General features: G+C 67.4%; 21 protein-coding genes. 10 read left to right on the top strand and 11 right to left on the bottom strand.

The genetic code is table 11. From position 1 onward, the window contains the following. Positions 1-16: 16 nt before the first annotated feature. From EQ874_RS14135 to EQ874_RS14125, 3 genes are all read right to left on the bottom strand, one after another. Complete coding sequence (locus EQ874_RS14135) at positions 17-1,486, bottom strand: aldehyde dehydrogenase (protein ID WP_129977160.1); 1,470 nt, start codon at positions 1,484-1,486, stop codon at positions 17-19. A 161-nt stretch (positions 1,487-1,647) separates the two neighbouring features. Then, a complete protein-coding gene (locus EQ874_RS14130; protein WP_129977159.1) occupies positions 1,648-2,478 on the bottom strand; it encodes an oxygenase MpaB family protein in 831 nt (276 codons plus the stop codon). A gap of 46 nt (positions 2,479-2,524) precedes the next feature. Further along, a complete protein-coding gene (locus EQ874_RS14125) occupies positions 2,525-3,121 on the bottom strand; it encodes a TetR/AcrR family transcriptional regulator (protein WP_129977158.1) in 597 nt (198 codons plus the stop codon). An 88-nt stretch (positions 3,122-3,209) separates the two neighbouring features. On the opposite strand from EQ874_RS14125, the gene EQ874_RS14120 reads away from it, so the two are divergent. From EQ874_RS14120 to EQ874_RS14080, 9 genes are all read left to right on the top strand, one after another. Continuing rightward, complete coding sequence (locus tag EQ874_RS14120) at positions 3,210-4,436, top strand: cytochrome P450 (protein ID WP_129977157.1); 1,227 nt, start codon at positions 3,210-3,212, stop codon at positions 4,434-4,436. 76 nt (positions 4,437-4,512) lie between these two features. Beyond that, on the top strand, positions 4,513-5,082 hold the full coding sequence (locus tag EQ874_RS14115; protein ID WP_129977307.1) for a TetR/AcrR family transcriptional regulator: 570 nt from the start codon (positions 4,513-4,515) through the stop codon (positions 5,080-5,082). Between the two features lie 3 nt (positions 5,083-5,085). Further along, on the top strand, positions 5,086-6,345 hold the full coding sequence (locus EQ874_RS14110) for a cytochrome P450 (protein WP_232284673.1): 1,260 nt from the start codon (positions 5,086-5,088) through the stop codon (positions 6,343-6,345). After that, a complete protein-coding gene (locus EQ874_RS14105) occupies positions 6,338-7,123 on the top strand; it encodes an SDR family oxidoreductase (RefSeq protein ID WP_016932261.1) in 786 nt (261 codons plus the stop codon). The genes EQ874_RS14110 and EQ874_RS14105 overlap by 8 nt, the downstream gene beginning before the upstream one ends. Continuing rightward, the gene (locus EQ874_RS14100; protein WP_016932260.1) at positions 7,120-8,508 is read left to right on the top strand and encodes a cytochrome P450; all 1,389 of its coding nucleotides are present in this window, start codon (positions 7,120-7,122) and stop codon (positions 8,506-8,508) included. Before EQ874_RS14105 ends, EQ874_RS14100 begins: the two co-directional genes overlap by 4 nt. A gap of 10 nt (positions 8,509-8,518) precedes the next feature. Beyond that, positions 8,519-8,713 carry a ferredoxin gene (locus EQ874_RS14095; protein ID WP_016932259.1) on the top strand — a complete coding sequence of 65 codons (195 nt, stop codon included), beginning with the start codon at positions 8,519-8,521 and terminating at the stop codon, positions 8,711-8,713. 15 nt (positions 8,714-8,728) lie between these two features. Beyond that, on the top strand, positions 8,729-9,280 hold the full coding sequence (locus tag EQ874_RS14090) for a nuclear transport factor 2 family protein (RefSeq protein ID WP_016932258.1): 552 nt from the start codon (positions 8,729-8,731) through the stop codon (positions 9,278-9,280). Beyond that, positions 9,274-10,533, top strand: a complete 1,260-nt coding sequence (locus tag EQ874_RS14085; RefSeq protein ID WP_129977156.1) for a hypothetical protein — start codon at positions 9,274-9,276, stop codon at positions 10,531-10,533. Before EQ874_RS14090 ends, EQ874_RS14085 begins: the two co-directional genes overlap by 7 nt. A gap of 21 nt (positions 10,534-10,554) precedes the next feature. Then, positions 10,555-12,159, top strand: coding sequence for a GMC oxidoreductase (locus EQ874_RS14080; RefSeq protein ID WP_242496765.1), 1,605 nt, complete (start codon positions 10,555-10,557; stop codon positions 12,157-12,159). Between the two features lie 51 nt (positions 12,160-12,210). Here EQ874_RS14080 and EQ874_RS14075 read toward each other — a convergent pair whose 3' ends face one another. Further along, complete coding sequence (locus tag EQ874_RS14075) at positions 12,211-13,674, bottom strand: FAD-dependent oxidoreductase (RefSeq protein ID WP_129977155.1); 1,464 nt, start codon at positions 13,672-13,674, stop codon at positions 12,211-12,213. Positions 13,675-13,696: 22 nt separating this feature from the next. Beyond that, complete coding sequence (locus tag EQ874_RS14070; RefSeq protein ID WP_129977154.1) at positions 13,697-14,542, bottom strand: LLM class F420-dependent oxidoreductase; 846 nt, start codon at positions 14,540-14,542, stop codon at positions 13,697-13,699. A gap of 164 nt (positions 14,543-14,706) precedes the next feature. On the opposite strand from EQ874_RS14070, the gene EQ874_RS14065 reads away from it, so the two are divergent. Further along, positions 14,707-15,390: a TetR family transcriptional regulator gene (locus EQ874_RS14065; protein WP_016934359.1), complete on the top strand. Its 684-nt coding sequence runs from the start codon at positions 14,707-14,709 to the stop codon at positions 15,388-15,390. Between the two features lie 31 nt (positions 15,391-15,421). On the opposite strand, the gene EQ874_RS14060 is transcribed toward EQ874_RS14065, so the two are convergent. The 6 genes from EQ874_RS14060 to EQ874_RS14035 form a co-directional block, all read right to left on the bottom strand. Further along, entirely contained in the window at positions 15,422-16,252 is an 831-nt protein-coding gene (locus EQ874_RS14060; RefSeq protein ID WP_026003337.1) for a hypothetical protein, read from the bottom strand. Positions 16,253-16,446: 194 nt separating this feature from the next. Further along, entirely contained in the window at positions 16,447-16,554 is a 108-nt protein-coding gene (locus EQ874_RS14055; protein ID WP_129977153.1) for a methionine/alanine import family NSS transporter small subunit, read from the bottom strand. Next, positions 16,551-18,155, bottom strand: a complete 1,605-nt coding sequence (locus EQ874_RS14050) for a sodium-dependent transporter (RefSeq protein WP_129977152.1) — start codon at positions 18,153-18,155, stop codon at positions 16,551-16,553. Before EQ874_RS14050 ends, EQ874_RS14055 begins: the two co-directional genes overlap by 4 nt. An 81-nt stretch (positions 18,156-18,236) precedes the next feature. Further along, on the bottom strand, positions 18,237-19,385 hold the full coding sequence (locus tag EQ874_RS14045) for a flippase-like domain-containing protein (RefSeq protein ID WP_129977151.1): 1,149 nt from the start codon (positions 19,383-19,385) through the stop codon (positions 18,237-18,239). Beyond that, positions 19,386-20,816: an HAD-IB family hydrolase gene (locus EQ874_RS14040; RefSeq protein ID WP_064064586.1), complete on the bottom strand. Its 1,431-nt coding sequence runs from the start codon at positions 20,814-20,816 to the stop codon at positions 19,386-19,388. After that, positions 20,813-23,215 (bottom strand): glycerol-3-phosphate 1-O-acyltransferase, encoded by a 2,403-nt coding sequence (locus tag EQ874_RS14035; protein ID WP_129977150.1) that lies wholly within the window; start codon positions 23,213-23,215, stop codon positions 20,813-20,815. Before EQ874_RS14035 ends, EQ874_RS14040 begins: the two co-directional genes overlap by 4 nt. Between the last annotated feature and the right edge of the window lie 39 nt (positions 23,216-23,254).

The following is a 23,254-nucleotide window of genomic DNA, read 5'->3' as shown; positions in this document are numbered from 1 at the left end:
CTTTCGGAAGGTGCGATCAGTTCGCGGGCTCGGCGACGAGCTTGGTCTCCAGGTACTCCTCGAAACCGGCGACACCCATCTCGCGGCCGATCCCGGACTGCTTGTAGCCACCGAACGGTGCGTCGGCGGCGTACCAGATACCGCCGTTGACGCCGAGCGTCCCGGTCCGCACACCGGCCACGACCCGCGCGACGCGATCGGGATCGGTGCCGTACACCGAACCTGAGAGGCCGTAGGGGGAGTCGTTGGCGATGCGGATCGCGTCGTCGTCGCCCTCGTGGGGGAGGATCACGAGGACCGGACCGAAGATCTCCTCCTGTGCCACCCGAGCGGAGTTGTCGAGACCGGCGACGAGGGTGGGTTCGACGAAGAATCCCCGCTCGTGTTCGGCGGGACGTCCGCCACCGGCGGCGATCGTGCCGCCTTCCTCGACGGCGAGGCGGATGTAGCCCTCGACGCGCTGCCGTTGTTTCTCGGAGATGAGCGGCCCGCAGATTGTGCCGGGGTCGCGCGGGTCGCCGGGGCGGATGCCATTCAGGGACTTCGCGGTCAGCGCCACGGCCTCGTCGTAGCGCTCGCGCGGGACGAGCAGGCGAGTGGTGATCGCGCAGCCCTGCCCGGCATGCGTGCAGACGGTGAAGGCCGCCATCGAGCAGGCGCCGCGTAGGTCGGCGTCGTCGAGGACGATGAACGCCGACTTGCCGCCGAGTTCGAGGAAGACCTTCTTGAGCGTCTCGGCGGCCGCGCGCATCACGGCTCGGCCGGTCGCGGTGGAGCCGGTGAACGAGACCAGGTCGACGCGCGGATCCTCGCTCAGCTGTGCGCCGAGCCGGTGGTCGCTCGAGGTGACGATGTTCAGCACGCCCGGCGGGATGTCGGTCTCCTCGGCCGCGATCCTCCCGACCAGGGCCGCACACCACGGGGTGTCGGGTGCGGGTTTGAGCACCACGGTGTTCCCGGCGGCGAGGGCGGGTCCGAGCTTGGCGAAGTTGATCTGGTGCGGAAAATTCCACGGGGTGATGGCCCCGACGACCCCGACCGCCTCCTTGAGCAGATAGCGGTGGGTCGCGATGCCCATGGGGGAGGCGTTGCCGAGATCCTGCGTCCACGAATAGTTCTCGGCGAGGTCGGCGAAGTAGAGCAGGTCGTCGACGGGTCCTTCGAGATGGGCGGCGCTCGTGAGGAATCGGGGGGCGCCGACCTCGGCGATGGTGATCTCGCGCAGTTCCTCGATGTGCTCGCGCAGGGCGTCGCGCAACTGCCGGAGGCAATGGGCCCGGAAAGCGTGGTCGCGCGACCAGTCGGTGTCGTCGAAGGCTCGGCGCGCGGCCGCGATCGCGGTATCCATGTCGGCTGCGGTGCCGTCCGCCGCGTGGCCGAGTAACTCCTCGGTGCTCGGGTCGGTGACACCGAAGGTGCCTCCGCTGCCGGGCACGAGTTTTCCGTCGATCAGGAGAGTGGAGCTGTCGGTGGGGCGAAGCGTCATCGAGACCTTCCCTGATGTCCTGGACAGGTGTCTGGACTATAGTTCGGCGACGCGACAGAACGCAACGCTTCGTCGAAAACGGGCGAAACCGGTGTTGTGTGCGAAGAATTCGACATTCTCGCGCACAACACCGGTCTCGACGAGGGTCCGGCGGGTGCCGGTCAGAACACGCGCAGCCCGAGGCGTCGTCGGGTGCGCAGATCGAGCAGGTAGATCTTCCACAGCAACGGCCACATCCACGGCGTGACGCGGTGCAGACGCCGGACCGCCACGAGATAGCGGTCGAAGCGGCGCTGGTCGTCGGCGGTCCACTCGTAGTGCATGACGTCGCGGAACTCGGGCGGCAGTGCACCACGGGTGATCAGTTCGAACGACCTGCCGAGCAGCCGGTGGATCCCGCGGCCCAGTGATCCGAGGCGCACCTCGAGGAACGCGAGATTGCAGAGTTCGGTGAGGTACTCGCGCACGTGCTCGTTCATGGAGATGTCGGCGAGGCCGGCCTTCCACAGCTCCTCGTACTCCTCGCGGGTCGTGGGCCACGACTCCGGTCGCACGTTCAGCGTCGTCGCGAGGGGTGCGCCGTCGCGCAGAACCCGGGCGTACTGCTCCTCGGTGAGGGGGCCGTACAGGAACTCGTGCTGATCGATGAAGTACTTGAGCAGGCAGACCGCCACCCACAGCTGCAGGGCGGGGGAGTTGGCGCTGTAGCGGACCTCCGCGCCGGGCGGTGAGGCGACCCGGGCATGAATCTTCCGCACCGACTCCCGCACGAAGTCGCGATCGGCGGCGGTACCGAATACCGCGACCGCGAGATACGTGCCGGTCGTGCGGGCCCGTTTGATCGGATGGAGATCGGCCCGGCCGGAGTCGACCGTGCTGTCGACGACGCCCTGGCCGACGCCGGGATGGGCGAGCTGCATGATGACGTTGGCGGCGTTGATCGTGCCGCCGAGTGGTGAGACGAGATCGCCGAGAGTGTCGATCGTCCGCATGACCCCTCCATCTGAAGACGGACGTATTCAGTTGATGGGTGTCACTCTAGCGCGTCTTCGTCGGGTCGAGGGCCACGCCGGCCAGAACTCCGCGCACGACGGTCTCGTAGACGTGGTCGAGGTCGAGTTCGTCGCCGAGGAAACCGCTGCCCTGCAGGACCGCAAAACCGTGCAGAGCTGCGAACATGCCGATCGCGGCCTCGAGTGTCTCCTCCTGGGGTACCCCGCAGGACGCGAGCATCGTGCGCAGGGCGACGTTCGCGTCCAGTGCGGCCGCGAGGAGCCCGTCGCGATCCACCGGCGCGGTGGTCAGCGCTCCGTAGCGGCGGGGATGATCGACGGCCCAGGCGTGGTGGGCGTCGATCAGCGCGCGCAGTCCGTCGAGTCCGCTGCGGCCCATGGCGACCTCGCGCAGATGTGCTCCCAGATCGGTCATCGCGCGGATCTGCACGGCCGCTCGCACGTCGTCGAGATTGCGGACGTGGTTGTACAGCGAGGCAGTGACGATTCCCAGCTGCGACGACAGGGTGCTCATCGTGAGCCCGTCCCATCCGAGCTCGTCGACGATCCCGAGCGCTGCTGCGACGACCTTGTCGCGGGTCAGTGTTCGCCGCCGCACGGGCCGGGAGTTGTCGCCTGCCATGAAAACAGTCTAAGGGTCTTCCATTCGAAACGAAGACGAGTAGTTTGTAAACGAAGGCCATTCGTCCACCCGCAACGAGGGCGGCTTCATGACGACATCACCCACGGATCTCAAGAACCCCGACGTCTTCGCGAAGGAGGTTCCGCACGAATACTTCTCGGAACTGCGGCGCACCTGTCCGGTCCACCGGCAACCCGACACCGGTGGCGAAGGCTTCTGGGCGGTCACCCGGCACGCCGACGTCGTCGCGATCTCCCGTGACAGCGCGACCTTCTCCTCGGCGCTCGGGACCACCCAGATAGACGATTTCGACGAGGAGACGCGCCTGAAACAGGCGTCCATGCTGCTCAACCTCGACCCGCCGGATCACACCCGCCTGCGGCAGCTCGTCAGCCGGGGCTTCACCCCGCGCATGGTCAAGACGCTCGAGGACCGCATCCGGCGGACGTGCGAACGCACCGTCGACGCAGCGATCGAGGCCGGGCGCGACGGCGCGGTGATCGACTTCGTCCCGGCGATCTCGGCGCCCCTCCCGCTGGAGGTGATCGCAGCGCTGCTCGGCGCGCCGGCGGAGGACGTCGGGAAGCTGTACGACTGGTCGAACCGAATGATCGGCTGGGACGACCCCGAATACGGCACCACCCAGGAGGACGGTGAGCTCGCCGCCGCCGAGGTCTTCCTGTACGCCAACGAGATCGCCGCGCAGCGACGCGTCGAACCGCGCGACGACATCGTCTCGAAGCTGGTGTGCCCCGACGAGAACGGCGACACGCTCGGCGAGATGGAGTTCGACATGTTCTTCGTCCTGCTCGTGATCGCGGGCAACGAGACGACACGCAACGCGATCTCGGGTGGGATGCAGGCCTTCGTCGACCATCCCGGGCAATGGCGCCGGTTGCAGGACGATCCCGGACTCGTGGACAGCGCCGTGGAGGAGATTCTGCGATGGGTCAGCCCCGTGCTGGGCTTCCGCCGCACGCCCACCTGTCCGGTGTCGATCGGCGACCAGCGGGTCGAGCGGGGTGACAAGGTGATCGTGTACTACCCGAGCGCGAACCGCGACGAGGACGTCTTCGACGAACCGCACGCCTTCGACATCGGGCGGGAACACAATCCGCACGTCGCCTTCGGAGGGACGGGCGTGCACTTCTGTCTCGGAGCGCATCTGGCGCGGCTCGAATTGCGCGTGATGTTCGAGACCCTCGCGGCCCGTATCGATCGGGTCGAGCCGGCGGGTGAGCCGCGGCGGCTACGGTCGAACTTCATCAACGGCATCAAGTCGATGCCCGTCCGTATCCACCCACGACAGCGTTGAATTCGGCATATGACCCCTTTCAGGGCATTGCCGACCCCACTCGACCGTAGTAATGTCCAGACACGTGTCCAGAAACGTGAATCTCGAATCGACCCGTCGTCGCCTGACAGAGAAGCAGGCCGACACGGTAGCGAGGCTCACGCAGGCCGCGGTCGAGGTGCTCCGCGAGGAGGGATTCGCGGGGCTGACGGTGCGCATGGTCGCCGCCCGTGCCGGAGTCGCTCCGGCCACGGCCTACACCTACTTCTCGTCCAAGGAACACCTCGTCGCCGAAGTGTTCTGGCGCCGGTTGGCCAACGCTGCCACGGCCGACGCGGCCGACGCCGGGAACACGAGCCGTGCCGATCGCGTGGTCGCGGTACTCCGGGGAATCGCGCTGCTGCTGGCCGACGAACCGGAACTCGCCGCTGCCGTCACCAGTGCACTGCTCGGTCACGACCCCGATGTCGAACACCTGCGCGCGCGCATCGGACTCGACATCCGTCACCGGATCTCGGCGGCGCTCGGCGCCGACTCCGATCCCGACGAACTCGAAGCACTCGAACTGCTCTACGCCGGCGCGCTGGTCCGGGCCGGCATGGGCTACGGCACCTACGAGAAACTCGCCGACAGGCTGGAGACATCCGCCCGACTTCTATTGGAGTGATCCATGATCCAGGCATCCCCGGGCTCCGCGTCGCACGCAGGGCCCGCATCGCCCGATCCACCGACGCTCGGCCCCGTGGTCTTCAACCCGTACGACTACGCCTTCCACGACGATCCGTATCCCACCTACCGCCGCCTCCGTGAGGAGGAACCGGCCTACTACAACCCCGACCTCGAATTCTGGGCGCTGTCCCGCCACGCCGACGTCGTCGCGGCCTTCCGCGACAACACCCGGCTCTCGAGTGCCAACGGTGTCTCGCTCGATCCGTCCGCCTACGGCCCGGGCGCCCACAAGGTGATGTCCTTCCTCGCGATGGACGACCCGCGTCACATGCGCATGCGTCGCCTCGTCTCCAAGGGCTTCACCCCGCGTCGCGTCGCCGACCTCGAGGAGCGCATCCTCGAGCTGACCCTGCGTTATCTCGAACCTGCCGTCGAAGCAGGGGAATTCGACTGGATCTCGGAGTTCGCGGGCAAGCTGCCCATGGATGTGATCTCCGAACTCATGGGCGTGCCCGAATCCGATCGCGACGAGATCCGCAGACTCGCCGACCTCGTCGTCCATCGCGAGGAGGGTGTGCTCGACGTACCGGTCGCCGCGATGGAGGCGTCACTGCACCTGGTCGGCTACTACGCCGACATGCTCGCCGAGCGCCGGAAGCAGGAGACCTCCGATCTCACGTCGGCGCTGCTGGCCGCCGAGATCGACGGCGACCGGCTCACCGACGACGAGATCATCGGATTCATGTTCCTCATGGTGGTCGCAGGCAACGAGACCACCACGAAACTCCTCGGCAACGCCCTCTACTGGGGCGCGCACGACAAGTCCGAGGTGTCGCGGGTGCTCCGCGATCCCACGCGTGCACCGCAATGGGTGGAGGAGACGCTCCGCTACGACACCTCGAGCCAGATCGTCGCCCGCACCGCCGTCGACGACATCGACCTGCACGACGCCACCATCCGTTCCGGCGACAAGGTCCTGCTGCTCATCGGCTCCGCCAACCGCGACTCCGACGTCTTCGACGCCGCCGACGACTTCCGCATCGGACGCGACAGCTCCCAGAAGATCGCCAGCTTCGGTGGGGGAGTTCACTTCTGCCTCGGCGCGCATCTCGCCCGACTCGAGGCGAACATCGCACTCGAACAGTTCGCCCGGCGCGTCGCCGACTACGAGATCGACGAGGACCGTTGCGAACGCGTCCACTCCACCAATGTCCGAGGCTTCGCGGCCCTTCCTGTAGAGGTCACCGAACGACATGCCTAGATTCGAACCCCATCCCGACCGCCGTCCCGCGCTGGTCGCCGGCGCCTCCTCCGGGATCGGTACGGCCACCGCCTACGCGCTCGCCGAGCACGGGCATCCCGTCGCTCTGGGTGCTCGTCGCGTGGAGGAATGCACGGCGATCGCCGAGAAGATCCGTGGTGAGGGAGGAGAAGCCTTCGCCCACTTCCTCGACGTGTCGTCCACCGAATCCGTCGACGAGTTCGTCACGGCGGCCGAGGAGACCCTCGGACCCACGGAGATCGTCGTCTCGGGAGCGGGTGACATGGACTTCGCGCTGCCTCACGAGATGGATCCCGACCGCTTCGCCTTCCAGGTGAACGTGCACCTGATGGGTACGCAACGACTCGCCCACCGCGCGCTGCCCGGCATGATCGACCGACGGCGCGGCGACTTCGTCGTGATCGGATCCGACTGTGCCGTGATACCCCGGCCTTGGATGGGCGCATACAACGCGGCGAAGACCGGTCTCGAAGCGCTCGTCCGCGAGATGCGGATGGAACTCGAGGGCACGGGCGTCCGGGCGTCGGTCGTGCGCCCGGGGCCGACGCAGACCGGTGCCGGCATGTCTGCGCCGGCAGAGGTCCTCGAACCGATGCTCGAGGACTGGGGCACATGGGGATTCGCCCGGCACCCGTATTTCCTTCGTGCATCCGACATCGCCGCGGCCGCGCTCTCCGTCGTCTCGGCCCCTCGCGGTGCCCACATCGTGCTCATCGAGGTTCAACCCGAAGCACCCCTGCGGAAGGACCGTTCATGACCACACTCGTCGAGCCCCGGCGTGTGTCCGGCGGCGAACACGAACACGGCCACCTCGAGGAACTGCGCACCGATCCCATCGCGCTCATGCGCCGCGTCCGCCAGGAGTGCGGCGACGTCGGTGTCTTCCAGCTCGCCGACAAGAAGGTCGTGCTCCTCTCCGGGGCGGAGGCCAACGAGTTCTTCTTCCGCGCTGCGGATGAGGAACTCGACCAGCAGGCGGCCTATCCCTTCATGAAGCCGGTTTTCGGGGAGGGGGTCGTCTTCGATGCGAGCCCCGAGCGCCGTAAGGAGATGCTGCACAACTCGGCGCTGCGCGGCGAACAGATGAGAGGCCACGCGGCGACCATCGACCGCGAGGTCCAGGACATGGTCGCCGACTGGGGCGACGAAGGCGAAATCGACCTGCTCGAATTCTTCGCCGAGCTGACCATCTACACCTCGTCGGCCTGCCTGATCGGCAAGAAGTTCCGCGACCAGCTCGACGGCCGATTCGCCCACCTCTACCACGACCTCGAAAAAGGTACCGACGCACTGGCCTTCGTCGATCCCTACGCGCCGATCGAGAGTTTCCGGCGACGCGACGAGGCCCGCCGCGGACTCGTGGCACTCGTGCAGGAGATCATGGACGGACGCATCGCGAATCCGCCGGAGGGCAAGGAGGATCGCGACATGCTCGACGTCCTCGTCTCCATCGAGGACGAGGACGGCAACGAACGGTTCAGCGCCGACGAGATCACCGGCATCTTCATCTCGATGATGTTCGCGGGTCACCACACCACCTCGGGTACGGCGGCCTGGGCGCTGATCGAACTGCTGCGGCATCCCGAGTACATGGAGCGGGTGACCGAGGAACTCGACGTCCTCTACGCCGACGGTGAAAGCGTGAGCTTCCATGCGCTGCGGCAGATCCCGATTCTCGAGGCGGTGCTCAAGGAGACGCTGCGGCTGCATCCGCCGCTCATCCTGCTCCTGCGGGTGGCCCAGGACGACTTCGAGGTCGCCGGATACCGCATCGCGCGAGGCGATCTCGTCGGTGCCACCCCCGCGATCTCCAATCGGATCCCGGAGGACTTCCCCGCCCCCGACACCTTCGATCCGGGCCGGTACATCGACCCCAACCAGGAGGACATCGTCAACCGGTGGACCTGGATACCGTTCGGAGCCGGCCGGCACCGCTGTGTGGGAGCGGCATTCGCGCTCATGCAGTTGAAGGCCATATTCTCGGTCCTGCTGCGCGACTTCGAGTTCGAGTTGTCCCAGCCGCCCGAAACCTATCGCAACGATCACTCGAAGATGGTGGTCCAGCTCGAGCAGCCGTGTGCCGTGCGGTACCGACGTCGCACCCGGGGGGCATCGAACAGCGGTACGGCGACGCAGGAGTGAGGTTCGCGAGATGAGGATCGAAGCAGATCTCGATCTGTGCCAGGGGCACGCGATGTGCTCGATGGAGGCGCCGGACGTGTTCGCCGTCGCCAAGCGGGGTGAGGTGGAGATCCTTCTCGACCCCGTGCCGGACGAGATGCACGTAGATGCACGAGCAGCCGTGAAGTACTGCCCCACACAAGCCCTTCGCATCGTCGAAGACTGAGGATCAGGAGACCGGATGGCCACGTTCGATCGTGCCGAGCTCGACGAGATGATCACCCGCTGGGTCGACGCCAACAAGCGCGCCGAGGCCGAGGGCGACTGGAAGCCGCTGGCCGAGATGTACACCGAGGACGCCACCTACGGCTGGAACTACGGTCCGAAGGACGAGTTCATGGCCGTGGGCCGTGAGGAGATCCGCGAACTCGCGCTCGGTCAGGAGATGGACGGACTCGAGGGCTGGCAGTATCCCTACCAGCAGTTCGTCGTCGACGACCGGTCGGGCGACGTGATCGGCTTCTGGAAGCAGATGGCCGATGCGACCCGCGAGGACGGCGAGCACTACTCCGTCCACGGCATCGGCGGGAGCTGGTTCCGGTACGGCGGCGACTTCCAGTGGTCGTGGCAGCGCGACTTCTTCGACTTCGGCAACGTCTCGCACCTGTTCCTCGAGATGATCACCGCGAACGCGCTGTCCGATGGCATGCAGAAACGGATCGAGCGATCGACGGCGAAGAAGCGCCTTCCCGGCTGGTACCGGGTCGGCGAGTCACCGGTTCCGTTGTGGTGACAACCGTGGACACCGGTGAATCGTTCGCTGCGCTCTCCCGCACCGACCTCGCCGCGCTCGTTCCCGAACTGCTGCTGTGCGGTCAGCTCATCGACCGATCCGGGATGGCGCATCTGATCTCGGCGTTCGGTCGGGAGGGCATGGCGGAGGTGGCCATCGAGGAATGGCAGGCGTCCTCGCCGTGGTACACCCGTCGCATGCAGCGGGCCCTGAAGTTCGAGGGCGACGACGTCGTCACCATTTTCAAGGGCATGCAACTCGACATCGGGGCACCCCCGCAGTTCATGGGCTTCCGCTACCGCGTCCACGACCGCGACCACGGCGAGTTCTGGCTCGATCACTGCGGGGCGTTGATGGACGTCGAACCGCTCGGCGACGCTTACGTGACCGCGATGTGTCACGACATCGAGGACCCGACCTTCGACGCCACCGCGCTCGCGACCAATCCGCACGTGCAGGTACGTCCGATCCACCGGCCCCCGCGCTTGTCCGCCGACCGGCACCCGCACTGCGCGTGGACGGTGACCATCGATCCGTCGCACAGACCGCCGCCGGTGGCATCGCACACCGAAGCGCTCGGCAGGTCGGCCGCGGTCGCCGTCGACCTGAGCCCGATCGTCCCCGAAGGGGACGGGGTGCACGACTATTCGGGTCCGCTGCTCGCCGATCTCCGCTTCGGCGACTTCTCGAAGTCCGCGCTGGTGCGCATCGCCGAAGAGGTCGCGTTGCAACAGCACATGCTCACTCTGGGTTTCCTCATGGGCGTGCGCAAACGCACCGACGAGCAGTCGGCCCTCGGCCTCGCACGGAAGCAGCTCACCGGCATCGCAGGGCTGACGGCCGAACGCATCCACCGGGTCCTCGCCCTGCCGCCGACCTTCGCGGGTCTGGCCACGGTCATGGACGTCCACCCCCTGCTGGCGCCGCGTCAGTACGTCGAGAGGGCGATCTGTCACGACGACGAAGGCCTCGGTGTGCGGATCGCCCGGCGCGGTGGTGCCCAGGCCGACGGGGCGTGGCCCACGCTGATCGACTCCGACCATCTCGGACCGCTCGATGCTCTGGTGCGAGGCGTCGACCCGCACTTCTCCACGCAGGTGGTCTCCGAGAGCGCGGAGGCGCTCGTCGTCGAGGTGGTCCGGCAGGAGCAGCCGACGAAGGAATGTCCGGAAGTGGCTGTGACCCGCTACAGCTCGGGTTCGTCCTTCGAGTTCGTGGATCGAGGGATACCTCTGCCGCTCACCGTCCTCTAACTTCCTCCAGGAGATCCATTCGTGAATATCGAGCACGGGATCGGGGCCCGCGCCGAGTCCCTGACGCGTCGTACCTTCCTGCGCGCGAGCGCAGTCGGTGGCGCCGCTGTCGCAGCACTGTCGTTGACCGCTGTTCCACGAGCACGCGCCGAGGTCACCGAGGAACGCCACCGGGCGGTCGTCGTGGGCAGCGGATTCGGCGGTGCGATCACCGCGCTGCATCTCGGCCGGGCCGGTGTGCAGACGTTGGTCCTCGAACGGGGTATCCGCTGGCCCACGGGCCCGAACGCCGAGACGTTCCCACACATGCTGCAACCCGACCGGCGGATGTCGTGGTTGTCGTCCGTCCCGGTGATGACCGGTACTCCGCCGATCCCGACCGAACCGTTCACAGGGCTCATCGAACGGGTTCCGGGGAACGGCATGGACGTCATGTGCGGCGCGGGGGTCGGTGGGAGTTCGCTGGCCTATCACGGCATGACCGTGCAACCCGACGGGCAGCGATTCTCCGATTCGGTGTCCTCGCGTATCGACTACGACCTGCTGGCCTCCGACCACTACCGGCGGGTGGCGCGGATGCTGCAGGTCGCGACCATCCCGGACGATCTGCTCGACCACGATCGGTACCGGTCCTCACGCCAGTTCCTGGACCGTGCAGGCTCGGAGGGCTACGACACGTTCAGGGTGCCGATGTGCATCGACTGGGACTTCGCGCGACGGGAGCTGACCGGGGAACTGAAACCGTCCTACACGACGGGCGACGTCATCTACGGAGTCAACAACGGCGGTAAGTTCTCGGTCGACGTCACCTATCTCGCCGAAGCGGAACGCACGGGGCTCGTCACGGTCGCGCCGCTGCACCGGGTCGGCGACATCGAGCGCGCTCCGGACGGCACCTGGATCGTGCACGTCGACCGGATCCACACGGACGGAACGATTCTCGAACGTAAGCGGATCCTCGCACAGTCGCTGTTCCTCGGTGCCGGATCGGCCGGCACAACCCGTCTCCTCGTGAAGGCGAAGGCGAAGGGGTTCGTCCCCGATCTTCCCGACGGCGTCGGAACGGGATGGGGCAACAACGGCGACCGGGTGTTCGCCGTGACGAGTCCGCTCGTCAGCCCCGGCGACCATCAGGGCGGGCCCGCCTGTGTGGGTATGCGCGACTACACCGATCCCGCCGGACCGTTGATGATCGTCACCGGGCCGGTGCCGTTCCCCGTCGATGTGGGAACGACCACGATGATCGGTCTGGGGATCGTCGACGGCCGAGGAGTCTGGCACTACGACGCCGGCCGCGACGATGCGGTCCTGAACTGGGATCAGGCCTACGACCGGGAACTCACCCGCGCGATCGAGGCCCGCATCCGGCGGATCGCGGGACCGGCCTCGATCGTCATCGACGTCAACGCCGTCGACATCAACACCTTCCATCCGCTCGGGGGTGCGCCGTTCGGGGCGGTGTGCGACGACGCCGGTCGCGTGCACGGCCAGCCCGGCCTGTATGTGGTGGACGGCGCGAAGATTCCGGGATCGACCGGGGCGTGCAATCCGTCGATGACGATCGCGGCGCTCGCCGAGTACGGCGCCGACCACATCGTCTCGCGCGACCTCGATCGCGTGTTCTGACAAAGAGCGTGGTTCCGGCGGCTCAGGCCACCGGAACCACGCGCCCGGGCATCAGCCCTTTGCGGCCGACAGGCCGGCGCGTCGCCCGAAGAAGCTTCCGTCTCCCAGCGACGTGCCGCTCGCATATCCCCACGCGCACACACCCGACGTGCAGCGACCCGCGGCGAACAGGCCGGGGATCGGGTCGCCGGAGACGTGCAGCACCTCCGAGTCGACCGAGGTGCGCAGGCCACCGAGCGTGAAACCTGCGGCGCAGTTACGGAGATCGAGTGCGGCGATCGGGCTGCCGATCGGCTTGGCCCATTCGCTCTTCTTGCCCAGCACCGGATCGCTGCCGTTCGCCGCGTGCCGGTTGTACACCTCGACGGTCGCCTGCAGCGTTCCGGCCGGCAGCTCCATGTCGGATTCGAGCTCGGCCACGGTCTCCGCGACCCACTTCGGCCGGAACCGGAAGAAGGGCGTCGAACTCTTTGCCGCACAACCTTCCTCGTACGCCTGCTCGTCGATGATCAGGTACGCCTGGTTGTCGTTCCTGAGCAACGTGAGCTGACCGATGCGGCCCGGATAGGTGTCCTCGGGGACGTAACGCTGACCGCGGCCGTTGACGAGGATGCCCCGCGCCATCAACTGCGGGTCGCCGAAGAAGGCGACCTCGGTGGCATCCATGTGCGCGAGGTCGGCGCCGAGTGCCTGCGCCATGCGGATCGCGCGCCCGTCGTGTTCCTCGATCGCCGCGCCCGGTCGTCCCGTCAGCTGGGGCGCGTAGGAGGCGACCATCTCCTTGTTGTACGCGAAACTGCCGGTCGCGAGGACGACGCCTCGGCGGGCGCGGATGTGGACGTCCTTGCCGTACTGCTTGGCCGCCAGGCCGACGACGCGTCCGTCGCCGTCGACGATCAACCGCTGGACCCGCACGTCGTATTCGGAACGCACACCGAGGCTTTCGGCGACCTTCGACAGCGGCTGCATGAGCATGAACCCACCGCCCTTCTCACCGGTGCGCTTGTCGGCCATCTGGGGGACGTGGCCGCGCGGAGCGGGCGTCGCGATCTCGTTGAAGGGTGCGGAGTTCTCGCCGCCGGAGTACATCAGGCCGTCGTCGCCGGGGATCTCCCAGCCCGGTTCGCCCCAGAAGCTCTCCTTGAATACCACGCCGTTGTCCACGAGCCACTCGTAGTGCTCGACGCTGCCCTCGCAGTACTCGGTGATCTTCGCTTCGTCGGCCCCCGGGCCGAGAGCGGCGATCATGAACGCCTTCATGTTCTCGGGAGTGTCCTCGAATCCGAGTGCCTTCTGCAGCGGGGTGCCACCGCCGAGGTAGATGATCCCCCCGGACAGCGAGGCCGCGCCGCCCCATCCGCCGGTCCGCTCGAGGACGAGCACCTCGGCACCCGCGCGGGCGGCCTCGATGGACGCCGAGACACCGGCGATGCCGTAACCGGCGACGACGACGTCGGCTTCGTGGTTCCAGGTGGTGACGGTGTCGGCGGGGACGGGGTGAAGATCGGTGCTCATGGGGATCCGTTCCGGTCGGTGATCAGTGGTCGAGTTTCGAAGCGAGCCGGTCGATGTACGCGACGACGTCCTCTTCGGAGCGGTCGGGCAGTCCGAAGATCACTTCGGTGACACCGGCATCGGCCCACAGTCTCGATTGCTCGGCGTCGTAGCGACCGGCCAAGGCCAGGACATCCGGGGTCCCGCTGCGCCCGGCATCGGCCCACGCCTTGTGGAGGCGCGCGACGTTGTCGACGACATTGTCCTCAGTGGGGGTGGTGATCCACCCGTCGGCGTGGCGGACGATCCAATCGAAGTTGCGGTCGGTGGAACCGGCTCCGAGGAAGATCGGGGGACGCGGCTGCTGCACGGGTTTCGGCCACGCCCAGCTGGGCCCGAATGCGACGAAGTCGCCCTCGTAGGAGGCCTCCTCCTCTGTCCACAGCGCCTGCATCGCTTCGAGATATTCGCGCAGCGCGGTCCGCTTCTTCTTCGGTGGCACCCCGTGGTCGGCGAGTTCCTCGGCGTTCCAGCCGAATCCGACGCCGAAGTGCACGCGCCCGCCGGAAAGATGGTCGAGGCTTGCGATGGTCTTGGCGAGGGTGATCGGATCGTGTTCGAGGGGCAGCGCGACGGAGGTGCCCAGTGTGATCGTCGACGTCACCGCGGCCGCGAGGCCCAGCGCCACCCACGGATCGAGGGTGCGCATGTAGCGGTCGTCGGGGAGGGTCTCGTTGCCCGTTCCCGGGTGTGCGGATTCGCGGCGGGCCGGGATGTGGGTGTGTTCGGGGACGTAGAAACTGTCGAAACCGCGGCTCTCCGCGGTCGAGGCGGCGACGTCGGGCCGGATTCCCCGGTCGCTCGTGAACAGGGTGATTCCGTGGCGCACAGCTGCCCCTCTCCTGACGGTGACGGAGAAAATGTAACGCGTTCTACATCCGGAGGGAAGGGATTTCCGGACACCTGTCCGGTCGGGGCTCGGTCGGCGGTACAAAAAAGCAGAAGCACCACGCTGAACTATCCTCGAAACGGGCATGAACGGAAGGTGGCGTGATGACGGAGCAGTCGACGACGGAGACCGCGGACGAAGGATCGGCGTCGGCTCGGGCATCGCGACCGGGTCTCGGGTCCACCCGCTCGCCGGGCGCGGGCCTGCGGCCCGCGCAGCGGGCGCGGTACATGCGGATCATCGCCTCGGCCGAGGAACTCGCGTCGGAAGGCGGATACGACGCCGTGCAGATGCGAGCGGTCGCCGACCGCTCCGGCGTGGCCCTCGGCACGGTCTACCGCTACTTTCCCTCGAAGAATCACCTGCTCGTCGTCGCGCTCGTGCTCGAATTCGAAACCGCCGCGGAAGCCGTGACCACCGCAGAGATTCCGGGTGACGGTGCTGCCGAGCGTCTCATGGGGGTGCTGCGCGGAGTGATGCCCCGTCTCTCCGAGAATCCGCTGCGCTACGACGCCCTCATCCGCGCAGCAATGTTCGCCGACGCGTCCTCGGCGCCCGAACTCGATCGTCTCGGTGAGGTGCTCACCCTCCTCTTCGCGCAGGCGTCCGGCATCGACATCGTCACCGAAGAGGTGCTCAACGCCGTGCGGATCATCGCCGACGTGTGGATGTCGGCGCTCGTCGCCTGGGTTGCGGGACGGCAGTCCGTCGACGACGTGCTCGCGCACATGGACACCGCCGTCACGCTCGTGTTCGACCGGCTGAATCGACTGCAGCGGGCGAGCTGACGCCCGCCCGCTGCATGTCGAAGACCGGTCGTCAGGGCGCCGGCACGTCCACGATGCCGATCGTGGGCAGGAAGAAGCACTGGGTGTCGCCGTTCTGCACGGTGCCGAAGATGGCCGAGAGCACGGTGCCCGAACCCGTCTCGACCGGTGCGACCCGCACGCCACCCATGGGCAGTGTGTCGGCGATGAAGCGCGTGACGGCCTGCTCGATGATGCCGCGTGTCGCTCCGGTGATGCCCTCCGGAATGGCTCCCGCAGCGGCTTCCTCCGGCGTGCCCATCGGCACGAAGCCGCCCTGGAAGGTGTTGATGTTGAACCAGGCGAGCTGGATTCCCGAGGCGTCCGCGTCGCCCTCGAGGCCGACCGGTACGAACGCGAACAACGTTTCGGCGGGGTCGACGACGTTCAGGGTTCCCGGCAGAGGTGCGAGGCTGCGGTTGGGCCACGGGCCGGGCAGTGCGCCCGCGACAGCCGGCACGGTGCCCAGCGGCAGGTCGCCGTCGGCCGTGCAGAACGGTGCGCCGGTGGGGTAGAGGAACGGTTCGACGCCGAGGCGGCGAAGGAATTCCATACCGTCCTCGTAGGCGCCGAGCGGGGTCGATTCCGCAGCGTCGACCGCACTTCCTCGTGCGTTCGCAATGGCTTCGGCCGCGGCCATAGCGGTGGGATCGACGCCGGGCAGTGCGCGGAGCGCTTCGAGGGCGGCCACGAGCGGGCTCTCGACGGGCGCCTGCGCCGGTGCTGCCGGCTCTGCAGGGGCGGGCTCGGCCACGGCGACGGCGGGAAGCGTCAGGCCTGCGGCGACGGTGAGGGCTGCGGCGGCCGAGAAGCGGCGCATCCGGTGACGGTGTCTGCGGCTCATATGGGGTTCTCCTCCTGTGGGTCGTGACACCCGGACGGGTTCTACCTAACTCTAAAGTAGAGGTTTAGAGTGCGACCGTTCCAGGAGACCACAAGGGCGGCGCCCCGGCCAGAGCGCCGCCCCGTTGTGTTACCGAACCGACACCCTCGGGTGGCAGCGTCGACGATCGACCCTTTCGGGGTCGGGTGTGCAGATCAGTCCGGATCGTCCGGATGTCTGCGCAGATGAAGGATGCTCAGCACGAGACCACCCCACAGGGTGATCAGGGCGAGAAGCATCATGCCGATGGCTGCTGTGCTCACTGGTTACCTCCGGTGGACGAGTCGGGTGCGGGCGAGGGATCACCGGACGAAGCGGGAACCTGGGCGGACGCGAGCGGACGGTTCTCGTCGAGCTCGTACTCCTCGTCGACTCCCTTGCGCCACGGGATGAACGTCAGGAGGACGGCGAGGATGATCACGCCGGCCTGCACACTCCACCCGAACGCCGTGACCAGGCTGTCGGGCAGGCCCCCGTAGCCGTCGCGGACACGGTCGCGGATCTCGCTGAACAGCATGTAGCCGAGGACGAGCGGAGTGATGACGCCCGTGAACACGAGCCAGCCGGTCCCCACCTTGAACGACGACACCGAGTTGAGATGGTCGCGGAGTTCGGGCAGGCGGCGGTAGATCCAGGCGACCACCACGAGCGCCACGAAGGCGACACCGACGATGCCGAACTGGTTCGCGAAGCGGTCCACCACGTCGAGGGTGTTCAGACCGGTGGTGGTGGGGAAGAGCAGCAGCGACACGATCGCCGACACACCGCCGATGGCGAGAACCGCCGGCACCCGACCGAGGCCCGTCTTGTCCTGGAAGGCCGAGACGGTCACCTGGATGATGCTGATCATCGACGTGAACCCGGCGAAGACCAGCGAGCCGAAGAACAGCACGCCGAAGAGCGGACCGCCGGGCATCTCCGAGACGATCGTCGGGAAGGCGATGAACGCGAGACCGATACCGCCGGCGACCACCTCGCCGACCTCGACACCCTGCGCCTGGGCCATGAAGCCCAGGGCCGAGAACACACCGATACCGGCGAGCACCTCGAAGCTCGAATTCGAGAAACCGACGACCAGACCCGAACCGGTGAGGTTCGTCCTGCGCTTCAGGTACGACGCGTAGGTCACCATGATGCCGAAGGCTACGGACAGCGAGAAGAAGATCTGCGCGTACGCAGCGATCCACACACTGGTGTCGGTCAGCGCCGACCAGTTCGGGCTGAAGAACGCATCCAGACCGGTCGTCGCACCGTCGAGGGTCAGCGACCGGACGACGAGCGCGCCGAACAGCAGAACCAGCAACGGTACGAAGAACCGGTTGGCGTTGCCGATACCGCGCTGGACGCCGAGGGCGAGCACCGCGAGCGTCGCGATCCAGACCAGCAGTAGCGTCCACGCGACACCCGGCACGAAGTTCAGGCCGAAGGTCGCGTCGGTGTCCTGGTTCAGGAACGAACTCATGAAGAAGCCCTCGGGGTCGTCACCCCACGCCTCGGTGATCGAGAAGAAGGTGTACCGCGCGGCCCACGCCACGATCACCGCGTAGTACACGCCGATGACGAAGCACACCAGCACCTGCCACCAGCCGATGAACTCGGCTCCGCGGCGCAACCGGCGGAAGGCCAGCGGCGGCGACCCGCGGAACTTGTGCCCGATCGCGTAGTCGACCAGGAGGAGGGGGATGCCCGCAGTCAGCAGCGCGACCAGATACGGGATCAGGAACGCGCCACCCCCGTTCTCGTATGCGATGTACGGGAAGCGCCAGATGTTGCCGAGTCCGACCGCCGAACCGATTGCGGCCATGATGAACACCGACCGGCCCGACCAGACCTCCCGTTTACGTGTGACCTCGTGCTGTGCCACGGACCTCGTCCCTCCATTCATTCGGATGGAGCAACGCTAGCGCCCCGACCGGTGCACGGGCGATCTTTCGGGTAGGCGTCTTCAGTCGTCGTCCCAGATCCGCAGATCCGGGGGAGTGTCGCCCTCGTCCTCCTCCCCGACGTTCCGGTAGCGGAACGCGAAGACGATCCAGCCGACGGCGGCGACGAGCACGAAACTGATCAATCGGTACACCACCACCGCCGACAGGGCCTGCGCACCGGTCATCCCGCTGGCGGTGAGCGCCGGGACCAGCACCGCATCCATGACGCCCAGCCCCGCGGGAAGCAGCGGGATGGCGCGGCTCGTGGCGGTTCCGGCCGCGTAGGCGACCGCGATGCCCGCCAGGCTCGGCGCTCCACCGACCGCGTACGCGGCGAACGCCAGGCACGCGCCGTCGCACACCCAGTTGCTCACCGACCAGCCGAACGCGCGGGCCGCGTGCGGACGGTCGAGTTGCACCGCGCTCAACTGATCGACGATCTTCCGCCACGCCCGGGCACCCGCGTGTTCGGGTTTCTTCCGCAGACGGTTCAGCCCGCGCAGGGCGATCAGGCCGATCGACTCGAACGAACCCGGATTGCCCGCCGCGTACTGGATGAGCACGACCAGCAGCAGCAGACCGCCGATCGAGAAGATCAACGAGAACGGGTTGTTGCTCGCGCCGACGAGCAGAGCGCCGACGAGGCCCAGCAACGCGAGCCCGGCGGCCTGGAGGAGACCTGCCATGACCAGCTGCCAGGTCGACACCACCGGGGATGCACCCCAGTGGCGCATCTGCCGGTAGGTGAAGGTCGTCCCGACCACCGGCCCGCCCGGAAGGGTCACGCTCATGGAGTTCGCCGCCAGTGCCACCGAGAGCGATTGCCGCTGCGAGACCTTCACGTCCGCCGCGGACAGCAGTGCCCGCTGAACCCGAGCGAAGGTCGACATCTCCGCCATCGACGCGCACACCGCCGCGAGGACCCACCACCAGTACAGGTGCCCGAGGCCGCGGACGCTGTCGGACAACTCCGGCCACACGAGGACGATCTCGACGGTGAGCACCACGACCAGCAGTGCGCCGATGAGCCACTTGAGCCGGCGCCGCCGTTTCGGGGTGAGCGGTCCCGTCTCGGCGGTCGTGCTCTGGTCCGGTTCCGTCTCGTCGGCCGTACCGTCGTCCGGTTCCTCGTCGTCCGGTCGTCCCGGTTTCACTGTCTCGTTCGACATCTAGTCGCCGGGCCAGCTGGACAGGGTGTGGCGGTAGAGATCCTCGACCTCGGCGATGTGCTCTCCGAGCTTCTTCCGCGACCAGCCGTTCACGTCGATCGGTTCGAGTACCGCCACGTCGACGGTGCCCGGACGCAGCAGGGTCGAGTGCTTCCACAGGATCTCACCGGTATTGCGGATCACGACCGGCACGATCGGGACACCGGCCTGCATCGCGATGTGGAAGGCGCCCTTCTTGAATCTGCCGATCGCCGGTGTCAGCGATCGTGTGCCCTCCGGGGCGATGACGAGCGACGTCCCCTGCCGGATGGTCTCGACGACGGGTTCGAGTGCCGCGACCGCCTGCTCGGTGTTGGTGCGGTCGACGAAGGTGGCACCGACGAACCGCAGGAGCGGTCCGAACAGCGGATCGTCGGCCATCTCCTTCTTGGTCACGCCCGTGAAGTCCTGCCTCAGGACCTTGGCCAGCACTATCGGATCGAGCTGACTCTGATGGTTGAAGATGAACACCGCCGGTCGCACGGCCCACGCATTCGCCTCCCCGACGATGCGCACGTTCACGCCGGCAAGCGCCAGTGAGACCTCCGAACCGATGTTGATGATCGAGTCGAGGGCGGTCTTACGGCTGCGGTTGACCAGACCCAGGCCGAGGCCCGTCCACACCGAGCCGAAGAAACCGCTGTATGCGGCGACGGTCCGAACGAGCTCCCGCGCACCCGGCGTACCACGCGGCCGGAAACGCATGATCGGCCAGTCGCGTTCGACGGCTGCGCGCGCGAGGGTGCGATCGGGGTTGGTGGCGGTGGGGTTGCCGGTGGTGGCCAGGAACTCCACGTCCTCGCCACCGTTGGAATAGGTGTAGCTGGCCTCGGCGTCGATACCGTGAGTCTCGATGAAACTGCGCGCCGCTTGCGCTTTTCCGCTGCGCCACAACGATTTCCCATCGACCCGCCCGGTGAGCACACCGTTCTCCACCTCGAGGGGGGTGAACAGGATGTGCTCGACTCCCAATGCGTCCCCGGCGGCCTGGATCTGGTAGCGGGACGCCGACGAGGCGATCACCACCGTGTGACCCGCATTCTGGTGCGCCCCGATGAGCTGCCACGCCTCCGGATACAGATGCCCGGCGATCGTCGTCATGAACAGCCGGTTGCCGATCTCGTAGAGTTCGTCCTCGGTGTGACCGCGCCACGCCTTGAAGGCGATCGCGACGAAACGTTCGAAATCATCCTCGGTCTCCGTCCCGCGGAGTCCGTTGATCATCGTCGCGGCGAGTTCGGATGCGGAGACCTTTCCGGCGAGCACCCGATCGCGGAAGAAGTGGACACCGGAGAACCCGTGCACGATGGTGCCGTCGAAGTCGAAGAAGGCCGCCACCTGGGGTCCGTGCGGACCCGTGCGCACCCGTTCGAGGGCCTGCTCGAGATTCACCGCTCCACCTTTCTGTTCGACACGTCGAGCGACTCGGCCAGCGCGACCCGCTGCGCCAACGCCGACAACTCCGTTGCGAATGCCGTCCTGCGTTCGCGGACGATGGCGCTGTTCTCGTTCCGGTCGAGCAGTCCTCGATTGCGTGCCAGGTCGAGTGCGGACGCGAACAACTCCGACGACACCGATTCCGGTCCGTACAAGCGGCGCTGCAACAGCATCTGCCGGCCCACCGCCACACACTCCGCGAGGAAGGCGGCGCGGTCGATCTCGAGCTCGGGGTCCCGCACGGCGAGACGCTCCGCCACGACGAGTTGCGCGTCGAAGAACGACCGCAGCGTGCGGTGCGACATGAAGAAACCGGTCTCGACGAGGCCGGTGAGCGCCTCGTCCTTCGTCGGCAGGGCATCGCCCCAGGACGGGACGAGCCAAGCCAGCTCGTCGCGAATCTGGGCCTCGAAGGTGTCGCGGTCGGGGAAGAAGAACTCGAACTTCAGCAGGTCGCGGAGGTTCTTCGCCTCCTCCCACGCGACACGAGCGGGATCGTCGCCGGGATTGGCGTGCGCGTACAGGATCGCCAGTTCCATGATCGAGCGGTTGACGAACCAGTGCACGCCGCTGTTGCGGTAGAACGCCGCCACGAGATGCTGGCCCGGCTCGATGGAATAGACCGGTTCCTCCCCGCCTGCGTAGGTGGTGACCACACCCGCGTGGGTCAGCGACGAGAGCACATCCTCGAGCCCGCCCTCGACGTCGAGGATGTGCAGGCCGCCCTGCGGAACACCGCGACGGTCGAGATAGCGGCGGACCGGGGCGATCACCGCCCGTACCTCCTCGAGCGTCAGCGAGCGGTCGCGTACACCGAGCAGTGCCAGGGTGACCAGGCAGTTCACCGTCACCGGGGTGTTGCAGTTGATGCCGACCGCGGTCTCGAAGGCGACCTTCTGCAGCGCTTTCCGTCGCAGTGCTCGCACTTCCTCGGGATCCGTCGGCGCCGCGGAGGGGCCGGCGGCGAGAGCCGGTGCGGTCAGGTCCGGATCCCCACCGGCGACCAGCAGTTCGCGCATCGACACCGGATCACCGAACCGCACGTACACGTTCCCGGCCCGCTTGCGCTGGTTGCGGGCGTAACGGACGAGCCAACCCAGCCCTTCGGGCTTCTTCGTGGCGCCGGTCTGTTCGGCGGCGACCGCCGCGACCTCGGCCAGGCCCTCGTAGGTGATCGACACGGGCACCAGCATCGCGTCCTCGACCCGCCCGCCGCGGATCGCGTTGGCGACGTAACTGAGCAGGCCGTAGCGCGGGGCCCGGAGCTTGCCCGTCCGGGTCCGGCCGCCCTCGAAATACCATTCGAGGTTGAACCGCTTGCTGAGCAGGAACGCGAAGTACTCCTCGAGCGCCGCCTTGTACACGTCGTCGTCGGCGAAACTGCGCCGGATGAACACCGTGCCGGTGCGGCGGGCGACGGGACCGATCGGCCAGAAGGTGAGGTTGGCTCCGCCCATGATGTGGTTGCCGGGAAAGTCGTTCGCCGCCAGGATGTCGCCCAGGACGAAGGCGTCGGCATAGGACCGATGCGACGGAAGGAACACCAGGGAGTACCGGCGGTTGGACTCGCGCAGCGCACGCAGGCCGGACTCGTCCGCGTGCACCGTCCAGGCCGCCGCGTGCAGCGGCCGCATCGCCTGCGTGAACAGGTCGGTGACCAGACGCGACTGCACGGCCACCAGTTCGTCGAGCGCACTGCGTGCCCGCGCGTCGATCTCGGCGCGCGACAGACCGTGCTCGGCGGCGATCTCGTCGAGACGGCGCCGGAAGAGCGACGAGTCCATGATCTGTGCGGCGACGAGCCGAGGGACCTTGTAGCGGTCCCCGATCACGGCACGTTCGGCGCGTTCGAGTGCGACGACGGCGCGGCGGGTCACGTATCGCGCGAGGGCCTCGTCGTCGGCGACCCCGCGCTCCGCGGCGAGCGCGGCACGTAATTCGGACAGGCGGGCCGGTTGGGCCACGACGATCCGGTGGCGGTCGGCACCCTTGCGCACGAGCCACTTCTGCAGCAGCAGATTCGGGTTGCGCGGGTTCGTCAGGGCGAGGACGTCGGAGAACCGCACGCGTCGCGCACCGTCCCGTTCGGCCGGGAGCCAGACGACGCGCACGGGCAGGATCAGCGGGTCGTCGGTGCGGGTGACGAGCTGGTCCACGAGCACCCGGGAGTCGAGTTCGAGCGATTGCGGACCGGTCGGCGTGCGGTACTCGGCGGGTACCTCGTCCGAACGCAGCCAGTCCTCGATCATCGTCCGTTCGAGTGTCGTCGTGTACGCCACGACCGCCACCGTCGGTCCGCCGGGTGCCCTCACGGTGTCGTCGCTTCGCGGTCGCCCCAGTTGGTCGTTCCTCATTTCACCCCGTCCAGAAGTCGCCCCGGTGTGAAAGTTACC

Origin of the sequence: Rhodococcus sp. Q1, from assembly GCF_004153645.1 — a bacterium.
GTDB classification, from domain to species: Bacteria; Actinomycetota; Actinomycetes; order Mycobacteriales; family Mycobacteriaceae; genus Rhodococcus; species Rhodococcus gordoniae.
This window is presented reverse-complemented; position numbering and strand designations above follow the sequence as displayed.